This window comes from Fictibacillus sp. Mic-4 (genome assembly GCF_049843615.1).
Lineage (GTDB): Bacteria > Bacillota > Bacilli > Bacillales > Fictibacillaceae > Fictibacillus_A > Fictibacillus_A gelatini.
Window position 1 is genome coordinate 134,710 of sequence record NZ_JBBHZM010000003.1, and the last position, 12,752, is coordinate 147,461.

12 protein-coding genes and 1 riboswitch are annotated in these 12,752 nt (G+C 41.1%); of the genes, 10 read left to right on the forward strand and 2 right to left on the reverse strand.

Annotated elements, in window-relative coordinates; all coding sequences use genetic code 11:
• Positions 1-46 precede the first annotated feature (46 nt).
• The 6 genes from WD019_RS04425 to bioA all read left to right on the forward strand — a co-directional run bounded on the left by WD019_RS04425 (position 47) and on the right by bioA (position 7,206).
• Positions 47-628, forward strand: coding sequence for a histidine phosphatase family protein (locus WD019_RS04425; RefSeq protein ID WP_425710768.1), 582 nt, complete (start codon positions 47-49; stop codon positions 626-628).
• A gap of 147 nt (positions 629-775) precedes the next feature.
• Positions 776-1,087 (forward strand): thioredoxin, encoded by a 312-nt coding sequence (gene trxA / locus WD019_RS04430; RefSeq protein WP_026676509.1) that lies wholly within the window; start codon positions 776-778, stop codon positions 1,085-1,087.
• A gap of 444 nt (positions 1,088-1,531) precedes the next feature.
• Positions 1,532-3,307, forward strand: coding sequence for an excinuclease ABC subunit UvrC (gene uvrC / locus WD019_RS04435; RefSeq protein WP_425710769.1), 1,776 nt, complete (start codon positions 1,532-1,534; stop codon positions 3,305-3,307).
• A gap of 71 nt (positions 3,308-3,378) precedes the next feature.
• Positions 3,379-3,570: riboswitch (Lysine riboswitch) on the forward strand.
• Between the two features lie 139 nt (positions 3,571-3,709).
• Complete coding sequence (locus WD019_RS04440) at positions 3,710-4,948, forward strand: aspartate kinase (protein ID WP_425710803.1); 1,239 nt, start codon at positions 3,710-3,712, stop codon at positions 4,946-4,948.
• A 120-nt stretch (positions 4,949-5,068) separates the two neighbouring features.
• Positions 5,069-5,827 carry a dethiobiotin synthase gene (gene bioD, locus WD019_RS04445; RefSeq protein WP_425710770.1) on the forward strand — a complete coding sequence of 253 codons (759 nt, stop codon included), beginning with the start codon at positions 5,069-5,071 and terminating at the stop codon, positions 5,825-5,827.
• 2 nt (positions 5,828-5,829) lie between these two features.
• Entirely contained in the window at positions 5,830-7,206 is a 1,377-nt protein-coding gene (gene bioA, locus WD019_RS04450) for an adenosylmethionine--8-amino-7-oxononanoate transaminase (RefSeq protein WP_035350145.1), read from the forward strand.
• 15 nt (positions 7,207-7,221) lie between these two features.
• On the opposite strand, the gene bioB is transcribed toward bioA, so the two are convergent.
• Positions 7,222-8,211, reverse strand: a complete 990-nt coding sequence (gene bioB, locus WD019_RS04455) for a biotin synthase BioB (protein ID WP_425710771.1) — start codon at positions 8,209-8,211, stop codon at positions 7,222-7,224.
• A gap of 98 nt (positions 8,212-8,309) precedes the next feature.
• A complete protein-coding gene (locus tag WD019_RS04460) occupies positions 8,310-8,783 on the reverse strand; it encodes a YslB family protein (protein ID WP_425710772.1) in 474 nt (157 codons plus the stop codon).
• A 332-nt stretch (positions 8,784-9,115) separates the two neighbouring features.
• On the opposite strand from WD019_RS04460, the gene WD019_RS04465 reads away from it, so the two are divergent.
• From WD019_RS04465 to WD019_RS04480, 4 genes are all read left to right on the forward strand, one after another.
• Positions 9,116-9,727, forward strand: coding sequence for a succinate dehydrogenase cytochrome b558 subunit (locus WD019_RS04465; protein WP_026676502.1), 612 nt, complete (start codon positions 9,116-9,118; stop codon positions 9,725-9,727).
• A gap of 16 nt (positions 9,728-9,743) precedes the next feature.
• Positions 9,744-11,510, forward strand: coding sequence for a succinate dehydrogenase flavoprotein subunit (gene sdhA / locus WD019_RS04470; protein WP_026676501.1), 1,767 nt, complete (start codon positions 9,744-9,746; stop codon positions 11,508-11,510).
• Positions 11,507-12,265, forward strand: coding sequence for a succinate dehydrogenase iron-sulfur subunit (sdhB, locus tag WD019_RS04475; protein ID WP_026676500.1), 759 nt, complete (start codon positions 11,507-11,509; stop codon positions 12,263-12,265). The genes sdhA and sdhB overlap by 4 nt, the downstream gene beginning before the upstream one ends.
• A gap of 214 nt (positions 12,266-12,479) precedes the next feature.
• Positions 12,480-12,704, forward strand: a complete 225-nt coding sequence (locus WD019_RS04480; protein WP_007202417.1) for a helix-turn-helix domain-containing protein — start codon at positions 12,480-12,482, stop codon at positions 12,702-12,704.
• Positions 12,705-12,752 lie beyond the last annotated feature (48 nt).

A 12,752-nucleotide genomic window follows, 5' to 3' on the forward strand; every position in this document is an offset into this window, starting at 1 on the left:
ATTCATCATTATCGTATAAGATGATGAAAAAGAGGTGGTAATAGGGATGACGATGATCGCATTTGTACGACATGGTGTGACAGACTGGAATAAGGAACAACGGGCGCAGGGAACGCTTGACATACCGCTGAATAGCGAAGGAAAAGAACAGGCACTAAAACTCGCCAACCGTTTTAAAAATGAACATTGGGATAAGGTCATTTCGAGCGATTTATCACGGGCAAGAGAAACAGGTGAAACGATAGCAAATACATTGCACATTCCGTTTAGTACCGACGGTCGGCTTCGTGAAATTAGTTATGGCCGGTTGGAAGGAACGAACCATCAGGAACGTGAAGCAAAGTGGGGAGCCAATTGGCGGGAGCTCGATCACGGTATCGAAAAAGATGAGGAAGTTTTAAAAAGAGGGATGGAATTCGTTTGTGAGGTGGCAGAACAATATCCGGGTGAAAAAATTATCGTTGTCAGTCATGGCGCGTTTATAAAAAAACTATTAAATGTTTTAATTGAACAAGGGGTAAGTGACGAACCTCTTCACAATACATCGGTCAGCATTGTAACGTTGAATGATAAAACATGGGAATGCAAGTTGTTTAATTGTGCCGATCATTTGAATCGAAGTTTTTAAAAGCCGCAATCTGGGTACGATAATGTTGAGCAAAGAAATAGAAGTACAAGAAAAATGATGGTATACTTTGGCTAATGCAAGATTATGCGGCTTTAAATTACATATATTTTATTGACCGCAAAGCTATTTTTAAGGAGGATTTTACAAATGGCAATTGTAAACGTAACTGATCAAACATTCAATACAGAAACAAACGAAGGACTAGTTCTTGCTGATTTCTGGGCACCATGGTGCGGACCTTGCAAAATGATTGCACCTGTATTAGAAGAACTTGCAAATGAAATGCCAGATGTTAAAATTGTGAAATTAGATGTTGATGAAAATCAAGATACAGCAAGCAAATTTGGCGTTATGAGCATCCCGACTTTAATCGTTTTTAAAGACGGAGAAAAAGTCGATCAAGTTGTTGGTTTCCAACCAAAAGAGAAATTGGTTGAACTCTTGAACCAACATAAATAAAAATAAAAAAGTGTCCGGTTATGCCGGGCACTTTTTTATTCGTGCGGCTAAATCTTCATAAAAAGCTTCTTTTTCATCTACGGTTACATAAAGCGTTTTGACTTTTCTTTTGATTCCATACAATCCGATTGCCGTAACAGGTTGTTTAAATATGATTTCAAATTGAGGCCGTTCCTCTTCCAGCAGCTGTATGGTTCGAACATGGAAACAATGCCTATCATTTTATTCTAATACAATACTTTGCACTTATTTGGTTATGATGAGTTAGTGCATTTTAGCCAAAAAAATCTATCAATTTAAAGATCAATTTTTAGTTGAGGTATTCAGTAAAGTTTGGCGATCATCTTATGGGATAATCGCCTCTTTCTGTTTTCCATAACTGCAAGAACGGGTGTTTCGTGCTATGATGGAGGGTAGAGAAGAAAGAAGAAAGGAGGGCGTAGCGTGAATACGATTAAAGAAAAGCTCGCTATTTTGCCGGCACAACCGGGCTGTTACTTGATGAAAGATCAATTTGGCCAAATCATTTATGTCGGCAAGGCAAAAGTATTGAAAAATCGTGTCCGCTCCTACTTTACTGGAACTCACGACGGGAAGACACAACGGCTTGTAAGTGAAATTAAAGATTTTGAATACATTGTAACCTCTTCGGAAATTGAAGCCCTTCTGTTAGAAATGAACTTAATCAAGAAGCATGACCCGAAATACAATGTTATGCTCAAAGACGATAAAAGCTATCCTTATTTAAAAATTACCGCGGAAAAACATCCCCGCCTTTTGTATACGCGCAAAGTGAAAAAAGACGGCGGGAAATATTTTGGGCCGTTTGTCAATGCCGGGGCGGCTCAAGAAACGAAAAAACTGCTCGACCGGCTTTTTCCGCTGCGGAAATGCAACACCATCCCTGATCGTGTTTGTCTCTATTACCATATTGGGCAATGCTTAGCTCCTTGCGTGAATGAAGTAAGCAAGGAAGAAAACGCGCAAATGGTGGAAGGAATTAGTAAATTTCTTGGCGGCGGGTATAAGGAAGTGAAAGAAGAGCTGACGGAAAAAATGCTTGCTGCATCCGAACAATTAAACTTTGAGCGTGCAAAAGAATTAAGGGATCAAATTCATCACATTGAAGCTGTTATGGAAAAACAAAAGATGATGACGGCTGATCTCATTGACCGTGATGTATTTGGATATACATTTGATAAAGGCTGGATGTGTGTACAAGTATTTTTTATCCGTCAGGGAAAACTGATCGCACGTGATGTTTCACTTTTTCCATTTTACGGGGAAGCCGATGAAGATGTTGTTACCTTTATTGGTCAATTTTATTTACAAAAAAATTATCCGCTACCAAAAGAAATTTTGTTGCCGGCTGAAATTGATGGCGAATTAGTAAAAGAATTGCTTGGTATAAAGGTGATTCAACCAAAAAGAGGCCAAAAAAAAGAACTTGTCGAGTTGGCGACAAAAAATGCAAAACTTGCTTTAGAGGAAAAATTTGCCCTTATTGAAAGGGATGAAGACCGAACAATTCGTGCGATCCAAAACCTTGGAAAACAGATGAACATCGCTCCGCCATATCGGATCGAGGCCTTTGATAATTCAAACATTCACGGAACGAACCCTGTATCGGCAATGATCGTCTTTACGGATGGGAAACCAAATAAAAGAGAATACCGGAAATACAAAATTAAAACGGTTGAAGGTCCGGATGACTATGCATCCATGCGTGAGGTCATTCGAAGACGGTATTCAAGAATGTTAAAAGAAAATGGCCCATTACCTGATTTAATCATTATCGACGGAGGGAAAGGGCAAATCGCAGCAGCGCAAGATGTTCTTGAAAATGAGCTGAACTTGTTCATTCCGGTAGCAGGGTTGGCCAAAGACGATAAACACCGCACCTCGCAATTGTGGATGGGCGATCCCCTGAAATTTATTCCATTGCCCCGGAATAGCCAGGAATTTTATTTATTGCAGCGCATTCAGGACGAAGTTCACCGTTTTGCGATATCATTCCATCGCCAGGTTCGAGCAAAGGGAATGTTTTCTTCAAGTCTTGACAATATTCCCGGGGTTGGCGAAAAGCGTAAAAAAGCATTATTGAAACACTTCGGCTCGATTAAAAAAATGAAAGAAGCGAGCATAGAAGAGATTCAGGCTGCGGGAATACCGGGGCCGATAGCAAAAACAATTTATGAGGCGTTAAAAAAAGATTCATAAAATGAATTGAAATTTGGATATAAGTTTGCTAAACTATAACCAATTTAATATATGTGCCATGCTTCAATTGAAGTGATGGTAGAGGAGCAAAAACCAACAGTATCCCATTTGAAGAGTAAGGAGCTCTTATGATAGTGGGGGAAAGGGGATTTTTGCCGAAGTTTGATGAAACTCCTTCGTTCATCAGGCTGGACCTGTATCTGAATAAGTGCAGGGCTGTCATGCATCCTTACCCAAAGGGTGTATGGAGAACTATCTCACATGAGGGGAAACAAAACTGGCTTACTGTTGCATATTCAAGCAACAATAAGGTTTTTTCCTTATTGTTGCTTTTTGTTTTCTCTAAAGAGATCGATTGGTAAAAAATACGGAAAGTAAGAGCGGGAAGAGAGGATGAAAGTAATGGCAGTAATGGTGCAAAAGTTTGGAGGAACAAGTGTAGGCAGTGTAGAACGCATTCAAAATGTTGCCAATCGCGTCATTCAAACAGTAGAAGAAGGTCACAGTGTTGTCGTTGTCGTTTCAGCAATGGGCAAAACGACGGATACACTCGTTCGTTTGGCGGGGGAAATTTCACAAAAGCCTTCGCAAAGAGAAATGGATATGCTCTTATCAACGGGTGAGCAAGTAACGATTGCCCTTCTTTCGATGGCGCTTCAAGAAAAAGGGTATGAAGCAGTATCATTAACAGGATGGCAGGCAGGTATTGAAACAGAGAAAGTTTTTGGAAATGCGCGAATACGTAACATTCATACGGATCGAATTTGCCGTTTATTGGAGGAAGGTAAAATTGTCATCGTTGCCGGCTTTCAGGGAGTTGTTTCGGGACCGGATGAAATAACGACACTTGGAAGAGGCGGATCGGATACGACGGCTGTCGCATTAGCTGCTGCATTGAAAGCCGAGAAATGCGATATATTTACTGATGTAACAGGGGTGTTTACAACAGACCCAAGAGTCATTGACGGGGCGAGAAAACTGGAATCGATCTCATATGATGAAATGCTTGAAATGGCTAATCTAGGTGCAGGGGTATTGCATCCAAGAGCGGTGGAATTTGCGAAAAATTATGGTGTAAAACTGGAAGTACGTTCAAGTTTATCGATGGAAAGCGGAACGATTGTTGAGGAGGAATGTACGGTGGAAAATCAATTGGTCGTAAGAGGTCTTGCATTTGAAGGAAATGTGACAAAAGTAACGGTGGAAGGCTTGCCGAACGAGTTAACAACTCTTTCACATTTGTTCACAATGCTTGCGGAAAACGGGATTAATGTTGATATCATTATTCAAAATGTGAACGAGAATGAATCGATGAATATTTCATTTTCGATCGATTCAAATGTATTGGACAATACGATTTCCGTTTTGGAAACTAATCGTCACAGGCTTGGTTTTGAATCGATTGTTCACGAGGATCAGCTTGCTAAAGTGTCGATTGTTGGATCAGGCATGATTTCCAATCCTGGAGTCGCCGCAAAAATGTTTAAATCATTGGCTGATCAAGGCATTATGATTAAGATGGTAAGCACTTCTGAAATTAAAGTATCGACAATTGTTGACCAGGAATTCATGATTAAAGCAATTGAAACATTACACGACGTTTTTGAATTAGATGCGAGAGAGCCTGTAGCTCACAAATAAAGTCCGGTGACCACCGGACTTTTTATTGTACCTATTGTTAACCTTATTGTTTTATAAGTTGACAATAGTCCTTTTTTTCTTTACGATAGTTTAAGAATATACTAGAAAGGAGCCTACGGAATGACTAACGCTCTTTTTATCACGGGAGTTGACACAGGCGTTGGAAAAACAGTTGTTACGGCCTATTTAACGGCTTTAATTCAAAAAGAAGGGATGAAAGCCGTTCCTTTTAAACCGATACAAAGCGGTGGAATCGAACACGCCGGGAAGCTTATTGCCGAAGACGTTCAATTTTATAAACAGTTGGCGGCATTGCCGTATTCCCAGGAAGAATTATGTACATATTGCTTAAAAGATGCCGTTTCGCCGCACTTAGCGGCAAATCGTTCAAAAATTGAGATCGACCGCAAACGGATAATCGAACAGTTCCATCAACTGCAAAAGGAAAATGATTTTGTATTCGTTGAAGGAGCGGGGGGTCTTGTCGTTCCACTTGCTGAAGATCGAAAGGGTGTCTATATGACTGCCGACCTGATCTGCGATTTACGGTTGCCGTTATTGATCGTCACTCATCCGGAGCTTGGAACGATTAATCATACATTGTTGACCATTGCTTATGCAAAGTCTAAAGGAATTCCGATTGTGGGGCTAATTTTTAACCAGATGCCCGAAGAGCCAGGTTTTATGCAAGAAGATAACATAAACATGATCCAAAAACTAAGTGGAGTACCGGTAATAGGCTGTATTCCATCAATTGCCGCGCCTCTCATTCCCGAGATGCAAAAGAAACTCGCTTCTAAAGAACCATTGATTAATAGAGACATATTTTTCAAGCGCTTAAAACAATGTCAAAACGAGTTTATGGAGGTCACCAATTGAAAATGCATGAGTTAGAACAATGGGATAAAGAGTATGTATGGCATCCATTTACGCAAATGCAACAATACAAGAAAGAAAAACCACTCATCATTGAGCGGGGAGAAGGAAATTATTTAATCGATATCGAGGGAAATCGTTATTTAGATGGATACTCTTCTCTCTGGGTGAACGTTCATGGACATGCTCATCCGCTGCTGAATGAAGCGCTTAAGGAGCAGCTTGAGAAAATCTCTCACTCCACATTGTTAGGAGCAGCAAATGTCCCTTCGATTTTGCTCGCAAAAAAATTAGTCGAGCTAACCCCTCCTGGATTAAATAAAGTGTTTTATTCGGACTCAGGATCGACTTCTGTTGAAATCGCATTAAAAATGGCGTATCAGTATTGGAAACTGGTGGATCCCGTACGCTATGAAAAAAAGAATAAATATATTTCCTTCAAAGAAGCGTATCACGGCGATACGATCGGTTCGGTCAGCGTTGGCGGCATGGACACATTCCATAAAATATTTAAGCCGATTTTAATTGACCGTATTGAAGCACCGACACCATATGTTTACCGGATGACAGGTGTCCGAACAGAAGAAGAGGCAAAGAAGCAATGTCTTGATGCATTAGAAGCGATTTTAGCGGAACATCACGAAGAGGTGGCAGCATTAATTATCGAACCGCTTGTACAAGGAGCGGCGGGAATGATCACCCATCCTAAAGGCTTTTTATCGGGAGTTCGAAAGCTTTGCACGAAATACAATGTTCTGATGATTGCCGATGAAGTTGCCGTTGGGTTTGGCAGGACAGGAACGATGTTTGCTTGTGAACAAGAAAAAGTTCAGCCTGATTTTCTATGTGTCGCAAAAGGAATAACGGGAGGCTATTTGCCGCTCGCTGCGACAGTTACGACAAATACCGTATATGAGGTATTTCTCGGGGAACCGGAAGAGCTGAAAACGTTTTTCCACGGACATTCTTATACAGGAAACCAGCTTGCCTGCGCAGTCGCCTTAAAAAGTATTGAACTATTAGAATCGGAAGGCTTTATTCCAGCACTTGAGGAAAAAATAGATAGGCTTAAGTCGGAACTTCAAAACTTTTGGAAACTGCCATATGTAGGAGATATACGGCAAAAGGGGATGATGGCAGGCATTGAGATTGTGCAAAATAAAGAAACAAAAGAACCCTTTCCCCTGTCGTTTCAAGTCGAACATCGAATCATTTTAGAGGCTCGGAATAGGGGTGTCATTATTCGTCCGCTCGGTCCTGTCATTGTATTAATGCCACCGCTTTCGATTGAAATTGAAGAACTTCAAAAGCTGGCAAAAGTTACATACGATGCAATCAAGGCGGTCACAGAGAGTATAGGGACGGCAAAAGGAGCGGTTTAACCGCTCCTTTTGCCATTATATCGTTTGCAATGTTCCATGAAGATCGATTTCAAATCCCATGTCTTCAATCATTTGATGATCCGCTGTACTTTCCTGCCCTTCTGTCGTCAGGTAATCGCCGAGAAAAATGGAATTGGCCGCATACAATCCAAGAGGCTGAATGCTTCGGAGATTGACTTCACGTCCCCCGGATATGCGAATCTCCTTTGATGGGTTGATAAATCGGAATAATGCGAGCACCTTTAAACAAAATCTAGGATTTAATTCATCCAAATGTTCCAAAGGGGTGCCGGGAATTGCATGAAGGAAATTTACCGGAATGGAGTCAGCATCGATTTCCTTTAATGCGAAGGCCATTTTTACAATATCTTCATGCTTTTCTCCCATCCCAATGATGACACCGGAACATGGAGAAATCCCGGCCTCTTTTATCTTTGTTATCGTTGCCACCCGGTCGTCATATGTATGAGTGCTCGTAATGTTTGAATGGTGGTCGCTTGATGTATTGATATTATGATTATAGCGATCGACCCCGGCTTCTTTTAACGCTTTCGATTGCTCATCCGTTAAAATCCCGAGACAGGCGCAAACTTTCATATTGTAATTCGCCTTTATCTCTTTTACGGCATCAATCACCGTGTTTAAATCCCGATTCAGTGGCCCTCTTCCGCTTGCGACAATACAATAGGTGCGAACGTCCTGGTCGTATGCTTTTTTGGCCCCTTCTACAATCGTTTCTTTATCCAGCATCACATATTTTTCAATCGGAGCCGTTGAAACGGATGACTGAGAGCAATACCCGCAATCTTCAGGACAGTATCCCGATTTCGTATTAATAATTTTATTAAGCTTTACTAATTTCCCAAAATAATATTTACGAATGAGAAACGCACCATGCAAAAGAGGAAGAATATCATCATCATCACTGTTCAAAATGCTTAAAGCTTCTTCATTTGTCAACTCTTTTCCCTGCAAAACTTCTTGAGCCAGTAAAGTCCAGTCCATCAAACCCCTCCAAATGTCAACTGTTTTTATTTATAAGTTAACATTAGTTGAAGCGAATAAACTTGTCAAATAAAAAAACCGGGATTGCCCCGGTTCTTCTATTCATCTGTTTGATCTTTTCGATCCCACTGCACCGTAAAGACGACTTTGTTCTTCCGTTTAATGGTTTCAAAGGTTTCGGTAATCCATTTCTTTTGCAGTTGAACCTGTTCGGCAATAAATCCGGCCTCAAGTCCGAATACAGGATTAACGTGATTTTGGAATCGTTCAGAAATCATCGGTGAAGACAATTCGAGCGTCATTTCTTTTTTGGTTGTTTCGATGATTTCTAAATTGCCCCATCCCGCTTCATGAAAAAACGAGATAACTTCCTCCATGCTCATTAATGGAAACTTTCTTGCCAGGTTCCTTCCAGCCCAATATAGTATATTCCGCTCTTGACTTCCTAAAAGTTCGGGTAATAGAACGCTTCTTATAAGCTCGTAACCGAAAGCAGGCACTTGCAATGACGGTTTTTCTTCTGGCTTTTCCTCGATCGTTTCTTCAATTTTTTCCTCAAGTTTCGTACTCATGTTATCCCCTCTTTCTCTTCCTTTATTATATCTCGAAAAATACGATAACACTATATATAGCGAGTGTGTCGAAAAATATCGAAATTTAGAATCCGCATAATGGCTAGTTTTATCAACGGTTTTCGCCTATTTCTTGTCGATGTTTCCTTGACGGTGTCAAACGATGAGAGTAAAATGTACATTGTTACATAGTTGCAATGTTGGTAAAACTATTTTTTAAACGCATCTGTTTACAACACACATGAAGGAGAACCTGCTTATAAGCGCTACCAACTTATAAGTAACGCGAAACCACTATTCCACAGTAATTTTTAAAAGGGGGCAAAAAACGTATGGCAGGCAGCCGAGATTTTTTTAACAGAAGACTTCACTCATTACTCGGAGTGATTCCAGTCGGTCTTTTCCTATTGGTGCACTTAACGGTAAACCATTTTGCGACTAGAGGTGCGGGTTCCTTTAATAAAGCGGTAAACTTTATGGAAAACCTTCCGTTCCTCATCGTATTGGAATTTCTTTTAATTTATTTACCATTACTTTTTCATGCGATTTATGGACTTTATATTGTTTTTACAGCGAAAAACAATGTAGGCAGATTAAGCTATTTTCGCAACTGGATGTTCCTTCTCCAACGTGTAACAGGTGTAATCACTTTAATTTTCCTTGCTTGGCATGTGTGGGAAACGCGTATTCGCTATGCACTTGGTCAAACGGAATTAAACTATGACATGATGCACGACATTTTAAGTTCTCCCGTAATGGTCGTTATTTATTTGATCGGGGTTCTTTCAACTGTGTTTCATTTTGCGAACGGACTTTGGTCATTTATGGTAAGTTGGGGGCTTACGGTTTCGCCTCGTTCACAGAGAGTATCCACTTACTTCACAATGATCGTCTTTTTAGCGCTTGCGATTATTAGTGTTCGAACCATTTTCGCATTTATTTAAGAAGGGGTGAACCAGCATGAGTAAAGGAAAAATTATAATTGTCGGCGGAGGTCTTGCCGGGTTGATGGCAACTATTAAGGCAGCTGAAGCCGGTGTGAACGTAGATTTATTTTCACTCGTACCTGTAAAGCGTTCTCACTCTGTTTGTGCACAGGGGGGAATCAATGGTGCCGTCAATACAAAAGGTGAAGGGGATTCTCCATGGATCCATTTTGATGATACAGTATACGGTGGTGACTTCTTAGCCAATCAGACTCCAGTTAAAGGAATGTGTGAAGCAGCACCAGGGATCATTCATTTAATGGACCGTATGGGTGTTATGTTCAACCGTACACCGGAAGGTCTTCTCGATTTCCGTCGGTTCGGGGGAACACAGCATCATAGAACGGCGTTTGCCGGGGCGACGACTGGACAACAATTGCTTTATGCACTAGATGAGCAGGTGCGTCGCCATGAAGTTGCCGGTCTTGTAACAAAATATGAAGGCTGGGACTTTTTATCCGCTGTTCTCGACGATGAAGGGGTATGCCGGGGAATTACAGCGCAAAACCTAAAAACAATGGAAATCCATAGTTTTGCTGCTGATGCCGTTATCATGGCTTCAGGCGGGCCTGGAATCATTTTCGGTAAGTCGACGAACTCCGTTATCAATACGGGTACAGCTGCATCGTCTCTTTATCAACAAGGCGTTTATTATGCAAACGGTGAATTTATTCAAATCCACCCGACGGCAATTCCTGGGGATGACAAACTGCGTTTAATGAGTGAATCTGCCCGCGGTGAAGGTGGACGTATTTGGACGTACAAAGATGGAAAACCATGGTATTTCCTTGAAGAAAAATATCCTGCATACGGTAACCTTGTGCCACGTGATATTGCGACACGTGAAATTTTCCATGTGTGCGTAGATATGAAACTTGGACTGAATGGGGAAAACATGGTCTATCTTGACCTTTCTCATAAAGATCCGCATGAGTTAGATGTAAAATTAGGCGGAATCATTGAGATCTATGAAAAATTCACGGGTGATGATCCGCGTAAAGTTCCGATGAAAATCTTCCCAGCTGTTCACTATTCAATGGGCGGCATGTGGGTTGACTTTAATCAAATGACCAACATTCCTGGACTTTTCGCTTGTGGAGAATGTGAATATCAATATCATGGAGCCAACCGTCTAGGTGCAAACTCGCTTCTATCTGCAATCTACGGTGGTATGATTACTGGACCAAATGCGGTTAACTATATTAATGGTCTTGAAAAATCGTCTGATGATATTTCTTCTTCCGTGTTTGAGCTGCAAGTCCGCAGGGAACAAGAGAAGTTTGATAACATTATGAGCATGGACGGCAATGAAAATGCTTATGTTCTTCATAAAGAGCTCGGAGAATGGATGACCGACAACGTAACGGTTGTACGTTATAATGATAAACTGCTTAAAACAGATGAAAAAATTCAAGAATTAATGGAACGTTACCAAAAAATTAATATTAACGACACTGCTAAATGGAGCAACCAGGGTGCAGCGTTTACACGCCAGCTTTGGAATATGCTTCAATTGGCCCGCGTTATCACATTAGGAGCTTATAACCGTAACGAAAGCCGTGGCGCCCATTACAAACCGGAATTCCCGGAACGTAATGATGAAGAATGGCTAAAAACAACGAAAGCGAAGTTTAATCCTGCGAAAAATGGCCCTGACTTCGAATATGAAGAAGTCGACATTCAATATATTAAACCTCGTGTACGTGACTATTCTAAAAAAAGCGAAGGGGGTAAAAAATGATGAGCCAAAAAACGGTTAAATTTATCATCACCAGACAAAATAGTCCGGAAACTGCCCCGTACCAGGAAGAATTTGAAATTCCATATCGTCCGAATATGAACGTTATTTCCGCATTAATGGAAATTCGTCGTAACCCGGTAAACTCAAAAGGTGAAGCGACTACCCCGGTATATTGGGAAATGAACTGTTTGGAAGAAGTGTGCGGTGCATGTTCAATGGTTATTAATGGCAAGCCGCGCCAATCTTGTACGGCTCTTATTGATAATTTAGAACAGCCTATTCGCCTTGAGCCGATGAAAACATTCCCTGTTGTCAGAGACCTTGCGATTGACCGGAGCCGTATGTTTGATGCGCTTAAGCGAGTAAAGGCATGGATTCCAATTGACGGTACTTACGATTTAGGAGAAGGGCCGCGCATGCCGGAGCCGAAGCGTCAATGGGCGTATGAACTTTCGAAATGCATGACTTGTGGAGTTTGCTTAGAAGCGTGTCCGAACGTTAACAGCAAATCCGACTTTATCGGTCCTGCACCACTTTCTCAAGTTCGTTTATTTAATGCCCATCCAACTGGAGCAATGAATAAAGCGGAACGCTTAAATGCTATTATGGGTGAAGGCGGTCTTGCATCGTGCGGTAACTCGCAAAACTGCGTGCAGTCATGCCCGAAAGGTATTCCGCTTACAACTTCAATCGCATCATTAAACCGTGAAACAACGATTCAATCGTTCAGAAATTTCTTTGGTAGTGATAAATAAAACGAAGGTCTCCTCTTTGAGGAGGCCTTTGTTTTATTAAAGGAAGCCCGTTTTCTAAAAAATGGGCTTTTTTTCATGAGAAATAGACACAAATTCCCGACTTTTTCGGGATTACAAGTCACTCCTAAAAACGAATTTACATACTATATGTTGACTAAATACTTCCAATCTACGTTGGCAGTTCTTTGATCCCTAGCAAGGAGGGGTGAAATCATTGAAAGAGAAACACTACCGACCGAAGCCTCTACTTACAAAAAGAGAGAGAGAAGTTTTCGAACTCTTGGTCCAGGATAAAACCACAAAGGAAATAGCAGAACAGCTGTTTATAAGTGAGAAAACAGTCAGAAACCATATTTCCAACACGATGCAAAAGCTTGGGGTGAAAGGGCGCTCTCAAGCCGTTGTAGAACTTTTGAGGCTTGGAGAACTTGAGATTTAGTCGGAAAACGGCTTTCCTTGAAAGCCGTTTTCTTTCTATTCGATCTTT